At 67.8% G+C, this 20,823-nt stretch carries 23 protein-coding genes; 12 read left to right on the forward strand and 11 right to left on the reverse strand.

Features of this window, described 5'->3' with window-relative positions:
• Positions 1 to 89: 89 nt before the first annotated feature.
• On the forward strand, positions 90 to 1,415 hold the full coding sequence (locus IG04_RS0135910; RefSeq protein WP_030481195.1) for an aldehyde dehydrogenase family protein: 1,326 nt from the start codon (positions 90 to 92) through the stop codon (positions 1,413 to 1,415).
• Positions 1,416 to 1,430: 15 nt separating this feature from the next.
• On the opposite strand, the gene IG04_RS0135915 is transcribed toward IG04_RS0135910, so the two are convergent.
• Entirely contained in the window at positions 1,431 to 2,999 is a 1,569-nt protein-coding gene (locus IG04_RS0135915) for a beta-N-acetylhexosaminidase (protein WP_036016593.1), read from the reverse strand.
• A 98-nt stretch (positions 3,000 to 3,097) separates the two neighbouring features.
• Complete coding sequence (locus tag IG04_RS0135920) at positions 3,098 to 4,570, reverse strand: CYTH and CHAD domain-containing protein (RefSeq protein ID WP_030481197.1); 1,473 nt, start codon at positions 4,568 to 4,570, stop codon at positions 3,098 to 3,100.
• 151 nt (positions 4,571 to 4,721) lie between these two features.
• On the opposite strand from IG04_RS0135920, the gene IG04_RS44545 reads away from it, so the two are divergent.
• Positions 4,722 to 5,531 carry a hypothetical protein gene (locus tag IG04_RS44545; RefSeq protein ID WP_030481198.1) on the forward strand — a complete coding sequence of 270 codons (810 nt, stop codon included), beginning with the start codon at positions 4,722 to 4,724 and terminating at the stop codon, positions 5,529 to 5,531.
• Between the two features lie 39 nt (positions 5,532 to 5,570).
• Positions 5,571 to 5,882 (forward strand): ArsR/SmtB family transcription factor, encoded by a 312-nt coding sequence (locus tag IG04_RS0135930; protein ID WP_030481199.1) that lies wholly within the window; start codon positions 5,571 to 5,573, stop codon positions 5,880 to 5,882.
• Here IG04_RS0135930 and IG04_RS0135935 read toward each other — a convergent pair.
• Together IG04_RS0135935 and IG04_RS0135940 are read right to left on the reverse strand one after the other, a co-directional pair.
• Entirely contained in the window at positions 5,860 to 7,395 is a 1,536-nt protein-coding gene (locus tag IG04_RS0135935; protein WP_030481200.1) for an amidohydrolase, read from the reverse strand. The genes IG04_RS0135930 and IG04_RS0135935 overlap by 23 nt on opposite strands.
• Positions 7,392 to 8,642: a lysine N(6)-hydroxylase/L-ornithine N(5)-oxygenase family protein gene (locus tag IG04_RS0135940; RefSeq protein ID WP_030481201.1), complete on the reverse strand. Its 1,251-nt coding sequence runs from the start codon at positions 8,640 to 8,642 to the stop codon at positions 7,392 to 7,394. The genes IG04_RS0135935 and IG04_RS0135940 overlap by 4 nt, the downstream gene beginning before the upstream one ends.
• Before the next feature lie 93 nt (positions 8,643 to 8,735).
• Between IG04_RS0135940 and IG04_RS0135945 the strand changes: the two genes are divergently transcribed.
• Both IG04_RS0135945 and IG04_RS0135950 read left to right on the forward strand, forming a co-directional pair.
• Positions 8,736 to 9,683, forward strand: coding sequence for a methionyl-tRNA formyltransferase (locus IG04_RS0135945; RefSeq protein ID WP_030481202.1), 948 nt, complete (start codon positions 8,736 to 8,738; stop codon positions 9,681 to 9,683).
• A gap of 63 nt (positions 9,684 to 9,746) precedes the next feature.
• On the forward strand, positions 9,747 to 10,388 hold the full coding sequence (locus IG04_RS0135950; protein WP_030481203.1) for an HNH endonuclease family protein: 642 nt from the start codon (positions 9,747 to 9,749) through the stop codon (positions 10,386 to 10,388).
• Positions 10,389 to 10,451: 63 nt separating this feature from the next.
• Here the strand turns inward: IG04_RS0135950 and IG04_RS0135955 are convergent, their stop codons facing one another.
• Positions 10,452 to 11,102 (reverse strand): hypothetical protein, encoded by a 651-nt coding sequence (locus tag IG04_RS0135955; protein ID WP_030481204.1) that lies wholly within the window; start codon positions 11,100 to 11,102, stop codon positions 10,452 to 10,454.
• 316 nt (positions 11,103 to 11,418) lie between these two features.
• On the opposite strand from IG04_RS0135955, the gene IG04_RS0135960 reads away from it, so the two are divergent.
• Positions 11,419 to 11,676, forward strand: coding sequence for a hypothetical protein (locus IG04_RS0135960; protein WP_030481205.1), 258 nt, complete (start codon positions 11,419 to 11,421; stop codon positions 11,674 to 11,676).
• Here IG04_RS0135960 and IG04_RS0135965 read toward each other — a convergent pair.
• Positions 11,673 to 11,942 carry a DUF2277 domain-containing protein gene (locus tag IG04_RS0135965; RefSeq protein WP_030481206.1) on the reverse strand — a complete coding sequence of 90 codons (270 nt, stop codon included), beginning with the start codon at positions 11,940 to 11,942 and terminating at the stop codon, positions 11,673 to 11,675. The genes IG04_RS0135960 and IG04_RS0135965 overlap by 4 nt on opposite strands.
• Before the next feature lie 7 nt (positions 11,943 to 11,949).
• Positions 11,950 to 12,510: a helix-turn-helix domain-containing protein gene (locus IG04_RS0135970; protein ID WP_030481207.1), complete on the reverse strand. Its 561-nt coding sequence runs from the start codon at positions 12,508 to 12,510 to the stop codon at positions 11,950 to 11,952.
• Positions 12,511 to 12,560: 50 nt separating this feature from the next.
• Here IG04_RS0135970 and IG04_RS0135975 point away from each other — a divergent pair, with 50 nt between their 5' ends.
• Positions 12,561 to 13,373: an NAD(P)/FAD-dependent oxidoreductase gene (locus IG04_RS0135975; protein ID WP_036016595.1), complete on the forward strand. Its 813-nt coding sequence runs from the start codon at positions 12,561 to 12,563 to the stop codon at positions 13,371 to 13,373.
• Here the strand turns inward: IG04_RS0135975 and IG04_RS0135980 are convergent.
• Positions 13,357 to 15,072: a sensor histidine kinase gene (locus IG04_RS0135980; protein ID WP_030481209.1), complete on the reverse strand. Its 1,716-nt coding sequence runs from the start codon at positions 15,070 to 15,072 to the stop codon at positions 13,357 to 13,359. The two genes, IG04_RS0135975 and IG04_RS0135980, sit on opposite strands and share 17 nt — an antisense overlap.
• Positions 15,069 to 15,734, reverse strand: a complete 666-nt coding sequence (locus IG04_RS0135985) for a response regulator transcription factor (RefSeq protein ID WP_030481210.1) — start codon at positions 15,732 to 15,734, stop codon at positions 15,069 to 15,071. The genes IG04_RS0135980 and IG04_RS0135985 overlap by 4 nt, the downstream gene beginning before the upstream one ends.
• Before the next feature lie 80 nt (positions 15,735 to 15,814).
• Between IG04_RS0135985 and IG04_RS0135990 the strand changes: the two genes are divergently transcribed.
• Positions 15,815 to 16,597, forward strand: coding sequence for a DUF3152 domain-containing protein (locus IG04_RS0135990; protein ID WP_030481211.1), 783 nt, complete (start codon positions 15,815 to 15,817; stop codon positions 16,595 to 16,597).
• A 61-nt stretch (positions 16,598 to 16,658) separates the two neighbouring features.
• Entirely contained in the window at positions 16,659 to 17,564 is a 906-nt protein-coding gene (locus IG04_RS0135995) for a LysR family transcriptional regulator (protein WP_030481212.1), read from the forward strand.
• On the opposite strand, the gene IG04_RS0136000 is transcribed toward IG04_RS0135995, so the two are convergent.
• Positions 17,521 to 18,282 carry an AraC family transcriptional regulator gene (locus IG04_RS0136000; protein WP_036016596.1) on the reverse strand — a complete coding sequence of 254 codons (762 nt, stop codon included), beginning with the start codon at positions 18,280 to 18,282 and terminating at the stop codon, positions 17,521 to 17,523. The two genes, IG04_RS0135995 and IG04_RS0136000, sit on opposite strands and share 44 nt — an antisense overlap.
• An 88-nt stretch (positions 18,283 to 18,370) precedes the next feature.
• On the opposite strand from IG04_RS0136000, the gene IG04_RS0136005 reads away from it, so the two are divergent.
• Positions 18,371 to 19,174, forward strand: coding sequence for an NmrA family NAD(P)-binding protein (locus IG04_RS0136005; protein WP_036016597.1), 804 nt, complete (start codon positions 18,371 to 18,373; stop codon positions 19,172 to 19,174).
• Here IG04_RS0136005 and IG04_RS0136010 read toward each other — a convergent pair.
• Positions 19,150 to 19,533, reverse strand: a complete 384-nt coding sequence (locus IG04_RS0136010) for a hypothetical protein (RefSeq protein WP_030481215.1) — start codon at positions 19,531 to 19,533, stop codon at positions 19,150 to 19,152. The two genes, IG04_RS0136005 and IG04_RS0136010, sit on opposite strands and share 25 nt — an antisense overlap.
• Positions 19,534 to 19,939: 406 nt before the next feature.
• Between IG04_RS0136010 and IG04_RS0136015 the strand changes: the two genes are divergently transcribed.
• Together IG04_RS0136015 and IG04_RS46895 are read left to right on the forward strand one after the other, a co-directional pair.
• The gene (locus IG04_RS0136015) at positions 19,940 to 20,449 is read left to right on the forward strand and encodes a nucleoside-diphosphate kinase (protein ID WP_030481216.1); all 510 of its coding nucleotides are present in this window, start codon (positions 19,940 to 19,942) and stop codon (positions 20,447 to 20,449) included.
• A gap of 12 nt (positions 20,450 to 20,461) precedes the next feature.
• Positions 20,462 to 20,779, forward strand: a complete 318-nt coding sequence (locus IG04_RS46895; protein WP_144065546.1) for a hypothetical protein — start codon at positions 20,462 to 20,464, stop codon at positions 20,777 to 20,779.
• Positions 20,780 to 20,823 lie beyond the last annotated feature (44 nt).

The raw sequence follows: 20,823 nt of genomic DNA on the forward strand, positions 1-20,823 counted from the left end.
TTGCAACGAGCATGCAACGTTCTGCTGCCTACTTTCTCACTTTGCCCACCCCAGGCATCGAGTGGGCCATCTCTGGCAGGGAGTCGAGAATGACGCAGTACGCGGCACCGGGGCAGCCCGGCAGTGTGGTCGCGTACCGGGCGAGGTACGACCACTTCATCGGCGGCGACTACGTGTCGCCCGTTACCGGCGAGTACGTCGAGAACGTCACCCCGGTGACCGGCGACGTCTTCACCGAGGTCGCCCGTGGCACCGACGCCGACCGCGCCCGTGCGATGCACGCGGCCAGTGGCGCCGCCCGCGCGTGGGGGAACACCACGCCCCGAGAGCGTGCCACCGTGCTGTGCGAGATCGCGGACCGCATCGAGGAGCACGCAACCGAACTCGCCGTCGCCGAGACGTGGGACAACGGCAAGCCTGTGCGTGAGGCCCTGGTCGCCGACGTGCCCATGCTGATCGAGCTGTTCCGCCAGTACGCCGCCGTCGTCCGCGCCGAGGTGGGCGAGGTCGAGCAGCTCGGCCGCAGCACCTTCGACTACCGCTCGTTCCAGCCGATCGGCGTGGTGCACGAGCGCATCTCGTGGACGTTCCCGCTGATGAACGCCTGCCGCGTGCTCGCACCCGCGCTGGCCGCCGGCAACGCGGTGGTGCTGGAGCCCGCCCTGCAGACCCCGGCGTCGATCCACGTCCTGCTGGGCGTGATCGCCGACCTGATGCCGCCCGGCGTCGTCAACGTCGTCACCGGCTCCGACGACCACCCCCTCGTCGCCGGCCGCTGCCCGAACATCTTCTTCTCCGACGTCACGGCGCGGCGCGACGGCTTCCTGGACAAGGCGCTGGAGGGCTTCGCGATGTTCGCGGCCAACCAGGGCGAGAGCTCCACGGCCCCGTCGCGCGCGTTGATCCAGACTGCCGTCTACGAGGAGTTCCTGCACCTCGCGACGGTCCGCACGGAGGAGTTGCGTTCGGGCGACCCGCTCGACACGGACACGATGGTCGGCGCTGTCGTGAGCCTTGCGCAGCGCGATCGAGTCCTTGCGTACGTGGAGCGCGGCAAGGCCGAGGGCGCCCGCCTGGTGACCGGCGGCGAGGCCTCCGGTCACTTCGTGCAGCCCACGATCTTCGAGGGCGACCACCGTTCGGGCGTGTTCGCCGACGACCTGCTCGGTCCCGTCGTGTCGGTGACCAGGTTCGACGACCTCGATGACGCCGTCAAGATCGCCAACGAGTCCGTCGCCCAGCTCGGCGCCGGCATCTGGTGCCGCGACGTCACGCTCGCGCACAACGCCGGCCAGGACCTGCACGCCGAACGGGTGTGGGTCAACAACTACTCCCCGTACCCGGCGAACACCGCCGTGCTCGCCGAGTACCGCCGCGTGAAGCACCTGCTGGTCAGCTACTCCGACCGCGGGTAGAGGTCTTTCCAGGCGCTACTTCTTCCACGGCACCTGGGTGCTCGCGTAGAAGTTGACGCCCTGCACCTTCCAGCGTGGTCCCTGCGCGCCCAGGCGCGGGGCGAAGCGGTCCCAGTTGTGGACGGCTGCCGGAGACCAGCCGAGCTCGGCCGCGACCGGAAGCCTCGGGAACGCCATGTACTCGATGTCGGCGGACGTCCGGATCGTCTCCGTCCACAGTGGAGCTTCGACGCCGCGGACGTTGGCCTCGGTCACGCCGTTCAGGTACGCGCCGGGGTTCCAGCTGTACGCGTCCCTGACCTCCACGAGGCCCGCCCAGTCCAGGCCGAGCTTGGTGTTCTTGTCGTACTTCATGTCGAGGTAGATACGGTTCGCCGGCGACATCAGGACCTTGTTGCCGCGCTGGGCCGCCGCTGCCACGTTGGCGTCGGTCGTCGTGGTGCCCCAGAACTGCGGCACGACTGCCGTGTCCTTGGTGGTCTTGATGAACTCGTGCCAGCCGACGGTGGTCTTGCCGTACTTCTTCACGATGGGCAGGACCCGGTTCATAAACGTCACGTAGTCCGCGTCAGGGGTACTGAGCGCCTCGTCGCCGCCGATGTGGAAGTACGGGCCGGGCGTGATCGCGGAGACCTCCCGGACCACGTCCTCGACGAACTTGTAGGTGACGTCCTTGTTGATGCACAGGGAACTGAAGCCGACCTCGGTGCCGGTGTAGAGCGGGCGCTTCTTGTCGTCGCAGTTCAGCTCGGCGTAGCTCGCCTGGGCGGCGTTGGTGTGGCCCGGCATGTCGAACTCGGGGATGACCGTGATGCCCCTGCTCGCCGCGTAGGCGACGATGTCCTTGTACTGGTCCTGGGTGTAGAAGAGCTTGCCCGTCCGGCCACCCACCTCCGTGCTGCCGCCGATCCTGGTCAGCTCGGGCCAACTCTTGATCTCCAGTCGCCAGCCCTGGTCGTCCGACAGGTGGAGGTGGAAGTAGTTGATCTTGAAGGCGGCGATCTGGTTGATGTAGCGCTTCACCTGGTCCGGGGTGAAGAAGTGGCGGGAGACGTCGAGCATCGCGCCCCGGTGGTGGTACCTGGGGTGGTCCAGGATGCTGGCGCCCGGCACCGTCCACGGGCCTGGTTGCCTGGTTTTGGCCTCGGCCCTGGGCGGGAGGAGCTGGCGCAGGGTCGCGATGCCGTTGAAGTGGCCGGCCGAGGAGTTCGCCCGGATGACCACCTGCTTCGGTGTTACGTCCAGTTGGTAGCCCTCTGGACCGGTTTTGGGGTCCGCGCCGCCGGTCAGGACCACGCCCTCGCCGGAGACGCTGTCCGTGATCGGCAGTGCGTAGCCCGTGGAGGGGCGGAGGATTCTCGCCAGCAGTTCGGCCGGTTTGCGGGCGTCCTGGGTGGCCAGCTGGATCCTGGCGGCCGGGGTGAGGGTGAAGGTGATGTCCGGGCGGGGCTGTACCCGGACCGGCTGGGGGACCAGCTCTTGCAGGGTGGTCGGGGCTGCCGCGTCTGCTGTGTTGGTCACCAGCACTCCTGATCCGGCGATCACCAGTGCCGCTAGTGCGGCCTGCAGTTGTGTTGCTTTCACGCCATCCTCCACAGGGCACGGGGGGACTTGGCGGCGTTCGGTCACGGTTTCAGGGGTGGGGTTTCGGTGTCAAGGTTCAGACCAATTTCGCCACCTTGCTAGAGGTGTTCCTTGCTCAGCTTGTGCCACAGGGCCGGGAGGGCGGCTTCCGTCTTGTGCGCCAGCTCCACTTCTTTGCCGTAGAGCAGGCCGAACGTGAAGCCGTTCTCGTCACCCCTGCCGAGCTCCAGCAGGACCGGGCGGGCGACCACCGAGTCCTGGTGGTCGCCCAGCAGGGTCTGGACGTCCTTCGCCCGCTTGCGCAACGCCTTGGCGTGCTTGCCCAGTGCGGGCTCGGCGACCTCGGCCGAGTAGCGGAGCCGTTTCGCCGCCTTGCGGGCCTCGTGGAGGGGTTCGTCGCTGTCGCTGGTGGCGAGTGCCTCCTCGACGCGGACGTCCAGGCGGTGGCGGGCTTTTTCCACCAGGCGCGGGAGGACGTCCTTCGCCTTGCCTGAGGCCGAGGACGTGAGTGGAGGCGTGGTCAGCAGCGTGTCGATGGTGTTGAGGAGGGTGAAGTAGCGCCCGCTGTTCAGCGCGGCCACGGAGTCCTTGTGCGCCTTGGCTTCCAGCGGGGCGAAGTGGCGGGTCAAGCGGGCGGCCACGTCGCCGAGGACCAGTTCTGACGGGAGGGCGTGCAGGCCTTCCTCGAAGCGCATGCGGAGTACTTCCAGGTCGCGCGAGCTGCCCAGAACGGAGGCCAGCCACTTCAGTTCGTCGGTCAGGGCGCGGGTCTGTTCGCGGTCGACGATCTTGCCGAAGGCCTGGAGGGCCGAGCGCATGCGGCGGGTGGCCACCCGCATCTGGTGGACGGCGTCGTCCTCGTCGCGGCGGACTCGCGGGTCCTGGTTCTGGAGTGCTGCTCGTTGTTCGTAGAGGTAGGCGAGGACCACGTCGCCTGCCGTCGGCTTCTTGCCGAGGGTGGGGCCGGAGTCCCGTTTCACGCCGATCACCTGCGAGAGCTTGGACTTCGAGGACGACGGGACGATGCCCGCGTCGCCCAGGTGGCGTTCCACGGTGTCGAGGAGGGCGCGGTCGCCGTTTTCGCCCAGTTCCACCTCGATCTCGCGCCATGAGGTGGTCTTGGTGGAGGAGCCCATGGTCTGGGCGGTGACCACGTCGTCGACCACCTCGGCGAGCATGTCGCCCTTGCCGTTGGTCAGTTGCCAGCGGCGGCGGTTCGTGCGGATCTCGGCCACCGGGCTCAGGTCGCCGCCCCTGGTGTGGGCGCGGACCAGGGAGGAGAGGTCCTTCGGGGGCTTCTTCACAGCGCGGCCCAGAGGGACGCGGAGTTCCTGGCGGGAGTCCTCACCTGCCGGGAGTTTGAGGTGCCAGCCCTCGTCGTCGCCGCCCACCCGCCTGCGCAGCGTCACGCCGGCGCGGGCCAGGCGGTAGTCGTCGGTGTCGAAGTAGGTGGCTTCGAGGTCGAACTCCTCTGGGCCGGTCGCCACGCCGGTGATCTCGGTGAGGTCCGGCAGACTCGCGTCCGATGGTGCCTCGTACTTGCGCTCGGTCTCAGTAACGGAGGTCGCCATTTTCTATTAATACCCCGTTCTGTCCGGGTTCACTCAGCGCGGTGACGGTGCGTGAGGGTGGGTGCCACGGCCGGGCGGAACCACGCCTCTAATGCGTGCATTCGTCGGGTACCCGCTTTTCCCGGTCCACAATGTCCGGTTCGCTGGTCGCGTGCCCACGGAGAAGGAACGGCTCGATGTGGTCGAGCCGCAGGTCGCCACGTTGATCAGTCACGTCGGTCAGATCACGGCGGAACTCGAGCGCGTCACGGCCCGGCTGACGGTGCTGGAGCGGCGGTTGTCCGGTGCCGGAGACGGGCCGCCGGCCGGACTCGACGCGGTGACCGGCGAGATCGAGCCGCTGGTCGATGCGCTGCGCAGGGGGTGGGATGCCGAGCAGGAGATCCTCGCTGATCCGGCTCGGGTCGCACTGAGGCAGGAGGTGCTGGAGTTCGACGGGCTCAAGGCCCGCCGCGACGACGCCAGGTCCAAACTGGACGGTGGGCGGGTGCCCCGGTTCGAGCGGGACGCGCTGTCGCACGAGGTGCGCCAGATGGAGTGGCTGATCAACGCGAACGAGGCCAGTGCGCAGCGGGCCGCCGAGCGGCTGGAGGCCGACGAGGACGCCGTGGGGGAGGAGTGGCGCACCGAGGCCGTGCTCGCCGGGGACAAGGCTCGCGGTGAGATCAAGGACGCCGCCGCGCGCCGCATCTCCGAGGCGCTCTCGCAGTACGCGCGCATGCCGGTGTGGTTCCGGGTCGGGCTGGGCGAGATCCCCACGCCGGACCCGTCGTTCTGGCTGGAGTCGGCGATCGCGGTGCTCGCGTACCGGCTGGAGTACGGCGTCACGGACGCGGTCACGCCGCTGGGCACGCCGCCGTCCGCGGCGTCGGGCAGTGAGAACTGGGTCCGGCGCGCGAACGTCCACGCCGACATCACCGACCGCCTGACGACGTTGGCCGCGACCTTCCACCTGCAGTAGCCTGTTCTGCAACCGTCGGGTTGCAGAAGAGGTGCGCGAGTGAGTCAGGTCGATGACGTCTTGGCCGCGCTTGCCGACCCGATGCGCCGGCGGATCCTCGACCTGGTCGCGGCGAAGGGTGCCGCGTCGGCGTCGGCGCTCGCCGCCGAACTGCCGGTGAGCCGGCAGGCGATCGTGAAACACCTGGCTGTGCTGGAGAAGGCGGAGCTGGTGGCGTCCGAGCGCGCCGGCCGGGAGAACAACTTCTCCGTCCGGTCGGGCGCGCTCGACGCCACCGCCTCCTGGATGGCCTCGCTCGCCTCCCAGTGGGACCAGCGGCTGGCCGTCATCAAGAAGATCGCTGAGTCATGAGGGTGCCGCCGACCATGGTGGCCAGCACGGGGATCTCCGCGATGGCGTCGCTCGTGCGCGGGTCCTCGCCGAGCACGACGAGGTCCGCGAGCTTGCCCGGGGTGAGGCTGCCCAGCACGTGCTCCTTGCGGCACGCGTAGGCGCCGCCGAGCGTGTACGCGCGGATCGCCTCCTCGACGGTGATCGCCTCGTCCGGCCCGACCGCCCGGCCACTGGACGACCTCCGGCGCACCATGAACTCGATGGCGCGCAACGGGGCTCCGTCCGCGACCGGCCGGTCCGAGCTGCCCGCGACGGTGATGCCGTGGTCGAGGAACGAACGCCCGCGGTACATCCACGGCGCCCGGCGCGGCCCCATGATCTCGCTGTAGTCGTCGCCGTAGGAGTGGAGGAACGCGGGCTGGACGACGGGGACCACGCCGAGCGAGGCGATCCGGCCGAGCTGGTCCGGGCGGACGAGGCCGCAGTGCTCGATGCGGTGCCGTGCGTCGGCGCGCGGGCGTTGTCGTTGCGCTTCTTGGAGGGCGTCCAAGGTGAAGTCGATGGCCCTGTCGCCGATCGCGTGGACCGCGAGCTGCCAGCCGGCGTGGTGGCCGTCGGCGATCGCCGCCCGCATGGACCCCTCGGACTCGGCGAGCTGACCCGAGCCACCGGTCCCGAGGTACGGCTCGGACAACGCGGCCGTGCGCGCCATCATGCCGCCGTCGGTCCACAGCTTCAGGGCTCCCAACGACAGCATGTCGTCGCCGAATCCGGTGTGCAGGCCGAGGTCGATCGCCCGCGGAACCCCGTCGGACGGGTCAGCGGTCACGTCGTGCAGGACGTGCGCGGACACCATGAGCTGCACACGGATCGGCAGCTGGGCGCGTTGGTACGCGGCGGCTTCGAGCGGGCTGCTGGCGATCAGGCCCGCGCCGATGCCGGCCTCCGCACACATCGTGACGCCCTCGGACAGCACCTGACGGGCGCTCTCGTGCAGTTCGGCGGTGATCTCGCCGAGCGAGTACGGCAGCCGCAACGTGCGAGCGGCCAGTTGCTCGTTCTCGGTCAGCCAGCCGTCGCTCGTGATCCCCGGAAGTCGCTTCAGCACCACGGAGTTCACGACGCACGCGTGCCCGGACAGGTCGGCGACGTACACCGGCCTGCCGCCGCTGACCCGGTCGAGGTCCAGCGCGGTGAGGGGACGGTCCATGGCCCGGCGGTCGTAGCCGGACGCCTCGACCCAGCCCGTGCCGGGAGCATCGGTGAGACGGTCGAGGATCCGGGAGACCGTCGTCAGGCCGGTGATGTCGATCGTGCGGCGGCCGTTCCACGCCAGGTGCGTGTGGGCGTCGATGAAACCGGGCAGCACCACGGCTCCGCCCAGGTCGACGGTCTCGGCGGCGGGCAGGTCCGCGACCTGCTCGTCCAGTCCCGCGATGCGGCCCTGCCAGATGCCGATCGTGTGCGCGGCGGGGCGTGCCGGGTCCATCGTGATGGCCCGGCAGCCCGTCAGCTTGAGATCCAGTTTCACGCGGTCGCGAGGACCGGCACAGGAGTGTTGGTCAGCACGGACGTCAGGATCTCACCTGAGCGCACCGCTACGTTGGACAGCAGCGACGACGTGATGCCGTGCGAGTGCTCAGTGCCGCCCTGCAGGTAGATGCCGCCCTTGAGCGACGTCTGCACGCGGTAGTCACGGCCCACGACGAGACGACCCGTCTCGTCCCGGGAGCAGGTCTCGTCGAGCGCACCGAGCACCGGCGCGGCTTCGTCGTAGCCGGTCGCGAGCAGCACGAGGTCGGTGTCGACGAACTCCTGCTCACCGGTGACGAGCGACTGGATCACCGCACGCGCGCCGTCCGCCGACTCCTCGACCGCGACGAGCCGGGTCATCTTCATCATCTTGAGTCGCTCGGTGCCCAGCACCTTCTCCTGGTACTCGGTGCGGTAGAGCTGCGCGATCAGGTCGACGTCGACCACGGAGTAGTTGGTGTTGCGGTGGTAGTCCATCAACCGCTGCTTCACGGCGTCCGGGGCGTCGAAGTAGTGGTCGACGGCCTCGGGGTCGAAGATCCGGTTCGCGAACGAGCTGTCGTCCGCGGGGGAGTAGCCGTAGCGGGAGAACACCGAGCACACCTCGGCGCCGGGGAACTCGCGGTGCAGGTATGCCACGGTCTCCGCGGCGCTCTGCCCGGCACCGACGACGACACAACGCTTCGGGTCCTTCAGCGTGCCGACGCGGTGCAGGAACTCGCTGTTGTGCCACACGCGGTCCGACAACGCGATGCCCTCGGGCACGGTCGGGCGCAGTCCGGTCGCGAAGACGAGGTTGCGGGCGTGGTACACGTCACCCGTGGCCGTTGTCACCTCGAACAGGTTGTCCTGGATCGCTTCCACGCCAACGGCTTCGGTGCCGTAGGTGACCATGTCGTCGACCTGGGCGGCGGCCCACTCGAAGTAGTCGTGGAACTCGACGCGCAGCGGGAACAGGTTCTTGTGGTTGACGAAGTCGATCAGCCGGCCGCGGTCCCGCAGGTAGCAGAGGAACGAGAAGCGGCTGGTGGGGTTCCGCATGGTGACGAGGTCCTTGAGGAACGACACCTGCATGGTGGCGTCGTCCAGGAGCATGCCCCGATGCCAGCCGAACGCCTGCTGGCGTTCCAGGAACACCGCGGTGACAGGGGTTTCGGCCTGCTCGTTGTGCTCGGTCAGAGCGATGGCGAGCGCCAGGTTCGAGGGACCGAACCCGATACCGACGATGTCGTAGATCGGATGCATGAGCACCGAACTTAGGGCAGCCTAAGCTACCTGCGCAAGCCATCAGTTAGGTTAGCCTGACCGTATCGCACCTAAGTGAAGGAGGACACCCCCATGAGGGTCGTCATGTTCGGGTTCCAGACCTGGGGTCATCGCACCCTGCAGGCACTTTTGGCGTCCGAGCACGAGGTCGTCCTGGTGGTGACCCACCCCAAGGGTGAGGGCGTGTACGAGAAGGTCTGGAGCGATTCGGTCGAGGACCTGGCCCGCGAGAACGGCGTCGAGGTCGTCGTCCGCGAACGCCCGGAGGACCAGGAACTGTTCGACGCGCTCAAGGCCGCCGAGCCCGACGTGATCGTCGCCTGCAACTGGCGGACGTGGATCCCGCCGCAGGTCTTCGCGCTGCCCAAGCACGGCACGCTGAACGTGCACGACTCGCTGCTGCCGAAGTACGCGGGCTTCTCGCCGTTGATCTGGGCGCTTCTCAACGACGAGAAGGAAGTCGGCGTGACGGCGCACATGATGGACGACACGCTCGACGCCGGCGACATCGTGCTGCAGCGCTCGGTCCCGGTCGGCCCGCGCGACACCACGGCCGTGCTGTTCGAGAAGACGCTGGAGCTCTTCGGCCCGATCACGGTCGACGGCCTCGCCGAGATCGCGTCCGGCCGCACGGACTTCCAGAAGCAGGACCGTTCACAGGCCTCGTTCTTCCACAAGCGCGCCGAAGAAGACCTGCGCATCGACTTCACCTGGACCGCCGAGGAGCTGGACCGCCTGGTGCGAGCGCAGTGCGCGCCGTACCCCAGCGCGTTCTGCTTCCACCGCGGCCAACGTCTGGAGATCATCGAGGCGGACGTCTCGGGCGAGGTCTACGGCGGCACTCCCGGCCGGATCTTCTACCGCGAGGGCGACGGCGTGACGATCGTCGCCGGCACCGAGGCCCGTCGCGGCAAGAGCAAGGCGTTGCTGGTCAAGAAGGTTCGTACCGCCGATGGCACCGAACTCAAGGCGCACGAGTACTTCAAGCACATGGGTGGCTACCTGACCTCGCGTCCGTAGCTCCGACACGCTGTTCACGGGCCGGGTGACCGGTCCGTGATCAGCATGGTCGATCATGGGCGCATGAATCGCGCGGCGGTGACGTCACTGGTGGTCTTCGTGCTGCTCGTGGCGGTCGGCTGGTACCTCACGAATCTTCAGTCACCCCAGGAGAATCCGCCCACCACGCCCGCGCCCGTTCCGGCCGGTTCGGCGGACCTCGCCGCCCTGAAGATCGCGCCCGAGGGCAAGATGGCCGGCTACAGCCGCGACCGCTTCCCGCACTGGGCCTCGCAGGGGAACTCCTGTGACACCAGGGAGATCGTGCTGCAGCGCCAGGGTGCCGACGTGAAGGCGGACAAGGACTGCAAGGCGACCTCGGGCACCTGGAACAGCGTCTACGACGGCGTGGTGATCAAGGAGGCCGGTGAGATCGACATCGACCACACCGTGCCGCTCGCCGAAGCGTGGCGTTCGGGCGCCGACAAGTGGACCGACGACGAGCGCAAGGCGTTCGCCAACGACCTCGGCGGCATCCAGCTGATCGCGGTGACCGCGAAGTCCAACCGCTCCAAGGGTGATCAGGACCCGGCGAAGTGGAAGCCGCCGGTCGCGGCGTACGGGTGCACGTACGCGCGGCACTGGATCTCGGTGAAGATCAGCTACAAGCTGACCGTGGACCAGCCGGAGCACGACGCGCTGGCCGCGTTGCTCAAAACCTGTTGATCGCACTGGCGCGCTGCTGACGACACGGCCCGACCCCCAGACGGGCCGCGTCGTCTCATCGCCCTACCCGACCTGAACGGACTCGAACAGGCCGGACAGCTTCCAGTGCGTCACGTACCCCATCGCCTCGGCGGCGATCAGCACGTCGAGCTTCCCGAGGTTCGTGCGCGCCGGCATCTGGTACGCCTTGCCGCGCCGCGCGTCGAGCACCATCGGGATGGCGCCGGGCAGCGTGTCCGCGACCGTGTGCTGCAGGATCCGCAGCCCGACGTTGGCCGCCTCCCTGGTCAGCGGCACCTCCTTGGTGTGCACGAGCACCGCGTACGTCGTGCCGTCCTTCTTGCGCAGCCCCAGGTGCGGCCGCACCTTCAAGGTCAGCTCGCCGGCGCGGTAGGTGGCGCCCTCCACCGGCACCCCCGTCGCCTTGCACGACGCCAGCCAGGGCAGGAAGCCGTCGGCGATCTCCTCGAACGCCCGCGGCTGCCCCGTGCGGTTGGCGTTCATGATCGCCTTCTTGAGCTCGATCTCGGGTTCGGTCGAGTTGACCGCTCGTCGCATGGCGTCGCGGATCGGGTTGTAGAACCCGCACACCCGCGTATCGGAGGCCAGGTACATCCCCCGCTGTTCCGACACGATGTTGATGCGCCCACGCTGACCGCTCATGACGTACTCGGTGAACGACAGTGCGGTGACGCTGACGTTGTTGTCCGGCAACGTTTTCTCCCCTCGTACCGCGAGCTTCACCTGACGTTATCCGAGAGGTCTGACAGAAACGGGACTGCTCCGAACGGCGCAACGGTTACGTAGCGTTGAACGGTCACCTGAGTGGGTGACACGCAGAGTTGCGACCTAGATCGCAATCGATAAACGGATGGTGACGGACCGGCAACCGATCATGCGGATGACCGTTCGTCTGCCGTTCGCCGACGCTGATCGAACGCTCACCGCAAGACCAGCGGAAGTAACACTCCGTAGAAGATCAACTCAGGAGAATGGGTTTCGGCAGGAGGAATCACGGCGAGGGAGCACGATGGCGGTCAAGGCGGAGCGTTCACCCGACAGAGCGGGTGACGTGGAGGTTCCGCAGCCTCGGCAGCTGGAGAGGTGGCTGGTCCGCCCCGGCAACTGGCCGCACGCGATGCAGGTGACGATCATCCTCGTGCTGATCGCACTGCTGCTGTGGGCCATCGCCGTCACGCTCGGCCCCGACCAGGCCTTCGTCGTCGGCTCCGCGGGCATCGCGGCCAAGCTGATCTGCATGTACCTCGACACCCGCGTCCAGAACTAACCGCCGTAGCGCTCCGCCGCGCGTGCCTTGGCCTTCGCCGCCTCGATCTCACGGTCCTTCGGCGGCGCCGTGGTCACCAGCGCGTCGAGCAGTTCCTGCGTCGCCGCCGCCACGGCCGCGACCGCCTTGTCGAAGGCGGCCTGGTTCGCCGCGGACGGTTTCGTGGCCCCGCCGACCTTCCGCACGTACTGCAGCGCGGCGGCCTGCACCTCGTCGGACGTGGCGGGCGGTTCGAAGTTGTGGAGCACCCGGATGTTTCGGCACATGCCTCCACTATGACCTGTTCGGCGGCGCCGCGCGGGTGTGGATGCGTTCTCCCTGCTTGCCGAAGAGGCTGATGATCTCGGCGGGCCTGCCGTCCGCGCTGCTGAAGCTGTGCGGCTGCCGGCAGTCGAACTCGGCCACCTCGCCCGCGCGCAGCACGATCTCCTTGTCGCCGAGCCGCATCCGGATCCGCCCGCTCAGCACGTAGAACCACTCGTAGCCCTCGTGCACGCGCGGTTCGTGCAGCTCCGGGTCCGTGATGATCATCTTCCACGCCTGCAGTGGCCCGATCGACCTGGTCAGCGGGATGCCGACGCGGCCGTGATCGAGCTGGCGAGGCTTCATCGCGACGCGCGGATCGCCCACCTCGGGCGCGCCGACCAGGTCGTCCAGGGTCACCTGGTAGGTCCGCGACAACGGCAGCAGCAGCTCCAGTGTCGGCTTGCGCTGGTCGGTCTCCAGGCGCGACAGCGTCGACTTCGAGATGCCCGTCATCTCGGACAACGCCGCCAGCGTCAGGTCGTGCTCGGCCCGCAACGCGGCGAGCCGTTGCCCCACGGTTGTTGCCATAACAGCAACTTACTTTGCCAAAACTGGACTGTCGACCGCACTCTTGGACCATGACGTACGAAGTGGTGATCATTGGTGGGGGAGCGGCCGGACTGAGCGCCGCTCTGATGCTGACCAGGGCACGCCGCAGCGTGCTCGTGGTCGATGGTGTCGAGCCGCGCAACGCGCCGGCCGCGCACATGCACAACTATCTCTCTCGCGACGGCCTCTCGCCGTTGGACCTGCTCAAGCACGGACGAGCCGAGGTCGAGGGATACGGCGGAGAGATCGTCAACGACGAAGTTCGCGGCGTCACGGCGCTCGACGACGGGTTCGCGGTCGACCTGAGCGAGCGCACGGTGCGTGCCAAGCGCCTGCTGTTCGCCACCGGCCTGGTCGACGAGGTGCCGGACAACCTGCGCGAACGCTGGGGCCGTGACGTCTTCGGCTGCCCGTACTGCCACGGCTACGAGGTCCGCGACCAGAAGCTCGTGGTGTTCGGCGAGGAGATGAAGGTCGCGTTGGTCCGTCAGTGGTCGGACGACGTCACCCACGTGCCGTCGGTCGACGGCATCGAGGTCGAGGACGACAAGCTGGTCGCCGTGATCTCCGACGGCAAGCGGGTACCGGCCGATGCGCTCGTGTACTCCGCGCCGATGAAGCCGCGTGACGAGTTCCTGCTCGCGTTGGGCGCCGAGACCGAGGAGACGCCAGTCGGCAGGTTCGTGCGTGCGGACGCGAAGGGCCGCACGAGCGTGCCCGGCGTCTACGCGGCGGGCAACGTCACGGACCCAGCGGCCATCGTGATCGTCGCCGCAGCTCAGGGCGCCCAGGCGGCCGGGATGATCAACGTGGACCTGCTGGGCCTCATGCCGGCAGGCTGATCCGGAACGTCGACCCCTCGCCGAGGGTGCTCGTCAGCGACACCGCGCCGCCGTGGGCCTCCACGAGGTGCCGCGTGATCGCGAGGCCGAGCCCGCTGCCGCCCGTGCGGCGGCTGCGGGACTTGTCCGCCCGCCAGAACCTGTCGAACACGTGCGGCACGTCGTCCGGCGCGATGCCGGTGCCGGTGTCGGTCACCTCCAGGATCGCCTCGTCCTGCCACCGGAACAGCTTCACGACGACCTCGCCGCCCGGCGGGGTGTAGCGCACGGCGTTCGCGACGAGGTTGCCGAGCGCCTGCCGCAGCCGGACCGGGTCCGCGGTGATGTGCACGGGCGTGGTCTCTGCGCGCAGCAGGATCTCGCGGTTCTGCTGAGCGTTGACGACCTGCTCCACGACGTCGTCCAGTGCGATCGGTTCGGGGTGCAGCCGGAGCGTGCCCGCGTCGGCCTGGGCGAGGTCGTGCAGGTCGTCCACGAGCCGTTGCAGCAGAAGGGATTCCTCCAGCAGCATGTCGATCAGGTGCGGGTCCGGTTCGGCCAGCCCGTCCTGCGTCGCCTCCAGCCAGCCGGTGATGTTGCCCAGCGGCGTGCGCAACTCGTGCGCGACGTCGCTGACCATGGCCTGCCGCTGGCGTTCGGTCTCGGCGAGCTTCTCCGACATGGCGTTGAACGACCGCGCGAGTTCACCGATCTCGCCCGAACCGCCGTCCACCCGTGCCGTCCGATCGCCTTCGGCGGTGCGTTTCGTGGCGGCGGTGAGGGCTCGGATCGGCCGCACGAGCTGCGTGGCGGTGACCCACGAGGCGAACCCGGCGAGCGCGAGAATTCCGAGAGCCACCAGCGTGATCCGGGTGGCGCCGGTCGTCGAGAGGTCGATCGCCATCGGCTCGTCACCGGTCGGTGAGGTGAGGAACAGCTGGGCCGGCGCCGCGACGTACGGCCTGAGCTGTTCGCGACGCGAGCTGTCCATGCACGCCACCACCTCCGGCGGTGCGCCGCTGACAGTCGTGATCTCCCAGTCGAAGTTGTTGGAATCAGGACCGGGCGGCTTGTTGTAGTTCTTGCCGCCGGGGACGCGTTGGTCGAGGCACTTCGAGTACAAGGCCTGGAGTTGGGTGTACGCGGCCTTCTCCGTCGCCGTGAGCGTATAGAGCTGGTAGCCGACCCAGCAGACGTCCCAGACCGAGAGCTCACCGGGCCCGAGGTTGGGCAGCCGCGGCCGTCCGTTGGGTGCTTCCACGAGCGTGATCCTGTTGTTGCACTGGAGGAGCTGGTCCGCGTAGGCGTGCAGCGTGCGGTACTCCTCGTCGTTGAGCTTGAACGGCCCGACCGCCCTGGGGTCGATCTTTCCGTTGACGTTCAACGGGTCGACCAGTGCCTTGGGGGTGATGGGCAGTTGTGGCGAGTTCTTGCCGCCGGTGTCGATCAGCGTCGTGCCGTTGCCGTCGGTCAGCGCGATGCGACGGCCGTACTTCCGCGCGATGCCGTCCACATCGGACTTCGCACCCGTCCAGTCCTTGTGCGTGGCCGCGTACTGCACCAGCTCGTCGAAGATCTGTGCGTCCGTCTCGAGCGCGTCGCCCTGCTCCTGCCGGATCGCACCCGTCGTAGCCTGCGACGCGAGCCACGCCGTGACGGCGATGGAGCAGGCCGCGATCACCAGGGAGAACAGGAAGAACCGGACGAGAAGGCTTTTCATACGAGCTTGTATCCGATGCCGTAGACGGTGAGAAGTCGTTCCGGCCGGCGTGAGTCCTGCTCGATCTTGCGGCGCAGCTTCATCATGTGCACGTCGACCGTACGGGCTGTGATGAACCCGTCCTCCAGCAACTGCTCGCGCGTGAACACCCGTTGTGGCTGAGCGGCCATCTTGGCCAGCAACCGGAACTCGGCGGGCGTGAGGCTCACCAACTCGTCCTTGATGTGTACTTCGTGCCGGATCGGGTCGACGGTCAGATCGCCGACCTTGAGCACCGTGGCGTTCGTCGTGCGCGCACGACCGGTGCGCCGCAGGATCGTCCGCACCCGCGCGACCATCTGCCGTGGCCTGAACGGTTTGGTGATGTAGTCGTCGGCGCCCAGGTCGAACCCGAGCAGCACGTCGTCCTCGGTGGACCGCGCGGTGAGCAGCACGATCGGCACGTCCGACTCGGTGCGGACGGCGCGCATCACGTCGATGCCGTCGACCAGCGGCATCATCACGTCGAGGACCAGCAGATCGGGGTTGCGGCGCCGGGTCTCGTCGATGGCCGCGCGTCCGTCGTGGACGACCACCACCGAATGCCCGTCGTGCTCCAGGTACCGGCGGACGAGTTCAGCCTGGTGAACGTTGTCCTCCGCGACGAGAATGTGGGCGCACACAGTCCGAAGTATGCAGGCCTTCACGACAGTTAAGCGGGACGTAAACAGGTTCTTCATCAGTTCCGGCGAGCGTTGCCGTCATGAAGGTGCATTTGGCTCTGGCGTCGGTCGCGCTGACCACGATTCTGCTGACGACGACGCAACTGGCAGGCGAGACTTCCCCCGCGGCCGCTCCGACCACGCCGCCGGTGGTCACGCCTTCCGAGGTCCCCTCCTCGCCGGCACCGCCTCCGCCGCGCGTCTACGCGTCCAGCTCCGACCTGCCCGACGGCCCGGAGTTCCCGGTGGCCGGCGCAGGCACGTTCCACGTGGTCCCCGGCTCAGGCCCCGTCGTGGGCACGGGTCCGTTGCGGACCTACGCCGTGGAGATCGAGAACGGCATCACCGTCGACGAACAGGCCTTCGCGGCGTTCGTGGACGCTACTCTCGCCGACCCGCGTGGCTGGACGGCTCGTGGCGCGCGCTCGGTGCAGCGCGTCTCCGGTGCCGCGTCGGTGCGTGTGCGGCTGACGTCCCAAAAGACCGCCCGCAACGTCTGTGGCTTCGAGATCCCGGTCGATGTCTCATGCCGTGACGGCAACTTCGTGTTCCTCAGCGCCGCTCGCTGGATCCGCGGCGCCGTCGCCTTCCTGCCGGACCTCGCCGCGTACCGCACGTACATGGTCAACCACGAGGTCGGGCACGCGTTCGGGCAGGGCCACCAGCCGTGTGGCGTCGCCGGCGGTCCGGCGCCGGTGATGATGCAGCAGACGTTCAGCGTGTCCAACGACGAGATCGTCCGCATCACCGACGGCGTGCCCCAGGGCGCGGTCATCCCGCGGGACGGGAAGGTGTGCACGCCGAACGGGTGGCCGTATCCCTGACTGCGGCCGTCGTCTCCTCGGCTCACTCGTGGTTGATGTCCCGCTCCATAGCCTTGACGGCATGGACGTGGACACGAGGCTGCTGAGATATTTCGCCGCCATCGCGGAGGAGGGCAACCTCACGCGCGCTGCGCACCGGCTGTTCGTGTCGCAACCATCACTGACGAAACAACTCAAGCACCTGGAATCGCAGCTGGGCGTGCGGCTGTTCACGCGGTCCAGCACCGGGATGAGGCTGACGGAGGCGGGCCACGCCCTCGCCGCGCGCGTCCCACCGATGCTCGCGGGCTGGGACGTGGCGGTGAGCGAGACCAGGGGTGCCGCCCGCGTGCTGCGCGTCGGTTTCCTCGCCAGCGCGGCGAACGACGCGACCCCGGCCATCGTCCGTGAGTTCGGGAGGCTCCGGCCGGGCTGGCGGGTCGACCTGAAGCAGGCACCCTGGTCGGATCCGTCCGCGGGCCTCGCCGGCGCGGAGGTGCCCGTCGCGTTGCTGCGATTACCCTTCCCGGGCGAGGAGACGTTCGGCGTGCAGACGTTGTTCGGCGAATTCCGTTGCGTGGCACTGTCTTCCGCGCACCCGCTGGCCGGCCGTTCCTCGATCGACTTCCCCGAGCTGTGGGACGACCCGGTCGTCGTCGCCCCCGCCCTGAAGGGAACCTGGCGCGAACACTGGCTGGCGTTGTCCGAAAGGGACGGTCGTGAGGTGCGCGTCGGCGCCGTGACCGAACACCCCGACGAGTTCCTCGGCGCGATCGCCGGCGGCCACGGCGTCGCGCTGGTTCCGGCGTCCACGTCCCACTTCTACTCGCGGCCGGACATCGTCTACGTGCCTGTGAGGGGCGTGAGCCCCAGCGAGGTGGCCGTGGCGTGGCTGCCGGACCCCGGTGAGGCAGCCGTCGACTTCGTCCGCTGCTGCCTCGACGTCACGCGCTCGCGGCGCACCGGGTGCGGCACTCGCTCGGGCTGAACCCGTGCACGCGCTTGAACGCGGCGCTGAACCCGAACGCGTCCGCGTACCCGACCTTGCGCGCCACCGACGCCACCGTCGCCGACGACTCGGCCAGCAGATCCGCGGCCACCGCCATCCGCCACTCCGTGAGGTACGTCAGCGGCGGCACCCCGACCAGCTTCGCGAACCTGCCCGCCAGCGTCGTCCGCGCCACCCCGGCCTCCTTGGCCAGCAAGGCGAGCGTCCAGGCCCGTTCGGGATTCGCGTGCATCGCCTCGAGGACGGGCCCGACCACCGCGTCGGCCCGGGCTCCCAGCCACCCGTCGCCGTGCTCGCGCTCGAACCACTCCTTGAGCGCGCACACCATCAGCCAGTCGAGCAACCGATCCGCGACCACCCCCGGCCCTTCCATGCCGATGTTGGCGTAGAACTCCGCGCACCTGTCCTCGCCCTGAGCCACCAGCGCGTCCGGCAACACCGCGGTGAGCCGCCGCGCCACGGCCCCCTTGATCTCGTACGTCCCGCTCACCACCGACGCACGCCCTTGCGCCGCAACGGACTCCTGCACCACCAGGATGTCCCCGGCCCTGGCGGTCTCCCCGCGCACGGTCATCTCACCCGACGCCACCGCGTACAACGTGAGCCCTGGCAACACCCGCGTTCCGTCGATCTCGGTCCGGCGCACCCCAGCGCCATCCGCGCGCACCCCGCGCAGCAGTTCGTCGAACGGCTCCATACCGTCCACGATACGGCCCGCACGATCGAACATCATCGATGAACTCTCACCCATGTCCTAGCCCCGCTCACGCGGGTTGGCTGAGCACATGACCGAAGAGATCCTCGTCCTGGGCGCAACCGGCAAGACGGGCCGCCGCGTCGTCCGCACCCTCGAAGCCACCGGCGCCACCTTCCGCAAGGCCTCCCGCGCGACCGGCTTCGACTGGAACGACCCGTCGACCTGGAAGCAGTTCCTGCACGGCGCGACCGCCGCGTACCTGATCGCCCCGGAAGACCCGTCCGCCGCGTCCCCGTTCGTGGAACTGGCCGCAGCCTCAGGCCTCCGCCGCATCGTCCTGCTCTCAGGCCGTGGCCTCGACCAGACCCCACCGGACGTCTTCCGAAGCATGCACGCCGCCGAGAAGGCGGTCCGGTCGAGCGACCTCGCCTGGACCATCCTGCGAGCAAACAACTTCAACCAGAACTTCTCCGAGGACGTCTGGCAGCCCGAAATCGATGCGGGCCGCCTCTCCCTGCCCATGGACGACACCCCGGAACCGTTCGTGGACGTCCGGGACATCGCCGAGGTAGCCGCCCTGGCCCTCACCACCGACGACCACCAGGGCCAGACCTACGACCTCACCGGCCCGGAAGGAGTCACCTTCGCCACCGCGGTGTCCAAGATCGCGAAAGCCACCGGCCGCGCCATCGAACTGGTCAGGCTCACCCCGGCCGAGTACCGCGAAGCCCTCCTCGCCCAAGGCGCCCCCGAAGAGGTGGCCACCGAACTGAACGGCATGTTCGAAAGCATGCGCAACGGCCAACTCGCCACCCCGACCGACGACGTCACCCGCGTCCTGAACCGCCCGGCCACCAGCTTCGACGCCTACGTCTCCGAAACCTGGCGCTGACGAGGCAACAACAGGTGCACGGCGAACCCAGCCGCCGTGGCCATCACCGCCTGGTAGACGACCGAGCCCTGATACCCGCCCCCGACGAGGAACGCGGCGTCCAGCCCGGTCGTCCACCAGCCGGCCAGCTCACCAAGCCCCAGCACGTGCCACCCGAAGAACCCGGCACACCACCCGCCGACCACCCAGGCCGCCTGCCCGCCCCGCCGCACGAAGAGGAACGTCGACACCGCAGCCACGGCGTTGAAGGCGAGGGCGATGCCGGTCAGCGTCGCGCCGGGGTTCCACAGCAGGCTTGCCGCCGTCTGCACCACCAGCACGCCGACGACCAGCCCAATGCCCAACCGCGTCTTGTCCACGCGCCTGATTATTCAGCTCCACGCGCCGCACCACAGAGTGGGCCCGCGATCGGAAACGAAGCAGGCCTCTGACCTGTTCGCACAGGTCAGAGGCCACTTGATGAGGTGCCCCTGGCAGGATTCGAACCTGCGACCTCGGGATTAGAAGTGATGCAATCGTGACACTCTGGCAGCTCTGCCTGGGGCTTTAGTGTGGAGCCGCGTTCGATGTGTCTCTATGGAGTCATGGTTTCGCGCAGTTGGCTCCACGATTGGCTCCACGTCGTTGTGACTGCTTGAGGGGCCTCAAGTTGATCGTCCCTTGTGGATCTCGCTGCTGGCGTTGCACCTCGATCTGAGGTTCGCTGCCCTTCCTTGCGATAGTCGGTATGGTCTGGGTCACACGTCCGACTGGGAAAGGGCAAAGATGTCTGACTTGCAGGATCTCGGTGTTGAGCGGACTCTCGTTCTGTTGAAGCCCGATGCGGTTGCGCGTGGGTTGGCGGGCCGCATCATCACGCGTTTTGAGGACGCCGCTCTGAAGATCGTGGGCGTCAAGATGAAGCTGATGGATGCGGAGTTCACGCGCAAGCACTACTTCGACCTCGAAGACCGCGCTGGACCTGCCATCTACAACACGACTGCCGGATTCATGCAAAGCGGCCCCGTTATCGCTCTGGCGCTCGAAGGCGTCGAAGCGGTGGCCAAGGTGCGGAAGATTATTGGCGATACATTCCCGGATCAAGCTCCGCCTGGAACGGTTCGCGGCGACTTTGCCCACCAGACAAAGTCATCCTCCGAAGTGAGCGGTAAGGCGGTGATGAACCTCGTTCACGCGTCCGGAAACTCAGAGGAGGCAAAGTATGAAATTGAGCTTTGGTTCGGCGATTCGGAGTGGTTCGACTATGAAACTCTAGTCGAGAAGTTTTCCTACTGATAAGGGGTAGACATGAGTGACGCTAGCCGCCATGCGTCGCTTGAGGAACTCGAATCAGCATTCGTGCGTGAGTCGGCAGAGGGCAACAGGTCAGCAGCTGAGATCGCGTACGCATTGTCATTTCGATACCGAAATGAAGACGTTGCAGGCGAACGTAGGTTTGATCTCGCAAGAGCTTGGGCGATTCGTGCGATTGAGTTGCTCGACTCGTTGCCCAGTGAAACCCTGGAACAGGTAGCGAGTACGACACCGGAAATCGGCGGTGTGGCAATACCCGAACTTCTTCACGCTGGGGTCGTTCGTGAACGTCTCGCTGATGTGTTGATCTAACTCTGCAGTAGGAGAGATCGATCTGCGCTATCGTGATGTCCAGT

Origin of the sequence: Lentzea albidocapillata (assembly GCF_000719115.1) — a bacterium.
Lineage (GTDB): Bacteria > Actinomycetota > Actinomycetes > Mycobacteriales > Pseudonocardiaceae > Lentzea > Lentzea albidocapillata.

Bases quoted from the DNA above. Each gene is read 5' to 3' on its own strand.
- IG04_RS0135910 (WP_030481195.1), top strand. From the start codon at position 90: ATGACGCAGTACGCGGCACCGGGGCAGCCCGGCAGTGTGGTCGCGTAC.
- IG04_RS0135920 (WP_030481197.1), bottom strand. From the start codon at position 4,570: ATGGCGACCTCCGTTACTGAGACCGAGCGCAAGTACGAGGCACCATCG.
- IG04_RS0135940 (WP_030481201.1), bottom strand. From the start codon at position 8,642: ATGCATCCGATCTACGACATCGTCGGTATCGGGTTCGGTCCCTCGAAC.
- IG04_RS0135945 (WP_030481202.1), top strand. From the start codon at position 8,736: ATGAGGGTCGTCATGTTCGGGTTCCAGACCTGGGGTCATCGCACCCTG.
- IG04_RS0135950 (WP_030481203.1), top strand. From the start codon at position 9,747: ATGAATCGCGCGGCGGTGACGTCACTGGTGGTCTTCGTGCTGCTCGTG.
- IG04_RS0135960 (WP_030481205.1), top strand. From the start codon at position 11,419: ATGGCGGTCAAGGCGGAGCGTTCACCCGACAGAGCGGGTGACGTGGAG.
- IG04_RS0135965 (WP_030481206.1), bottom strand. From the start codon at position 11,942: ATGTGCCGAAACATCCGGGTGCTCCACAACTTCGAACCGCCCGCCACG.
- IG04_RS0135970 (WP_030481207.1), bottom strand. From the start codon at position 12,510: ATGGCAACAACCGTGGGGCAACGGCTCGCCGCGTTGCGGGCCGAGCAC.
- IG04_RS0135975 (WP_036016595.1), top strand. From the start codon at position 12,561: ATGACGTACGAAGTGGTGATCATTGGTGGGGGAGCGGCCGGACTGAGC.
- IG04_RS0135980 (WP_030481209.1), bottom strand. From the start codon at position 15,072: ATGAAAAGCCTTCTCGTCCGGTTCTTCCTGTTCTCCCTGGTGATCGCG.
- IG04_RS0135990 (WP_030481211.1), top strand. From the start codon at position 15,815: ATGAAGGTGCATTTGGCTCTGGCGTCGGTCGCGCTGACCACGATTCTG.
- IG04_RS0135995 (WP_030481212.1), top strand. From the start codon at position 16,659: ATGGACGTGGACACGAGGCTGCTGAGATATTTCGCCGCCATCGCGGAG.
- IG04_RS0136000 (WP_036016596.1), bottom strand. From the start codon at position 18,282: ATGGAGCCGTTCGACGAACTGCTGCGCGGGGTGCGCGCGGATGGCGCT.
- IG04_RS0136005 (WP_036016597.1), top strand. From the start codon at position 18,371: ATGACCGAAGAGATCCTCGTCCTGGGCGCAACCGGCAAGACGGGCCGC.
- IG04_RS0136015 (WP_030481216.1), top strand. From the start codon at position 19,940: ATGTCTGACTTGCAGGATCTCGGTGTTGAGCGGACTCTCGTTCTGTTG.
- IG04_RS46895 (WP_144065546.1), top strand. From the start codon at position 20,462: ATGAGTGACGCTAGCCGCCATGCGTCGCTTGAGGAACTCGAATCAGCA.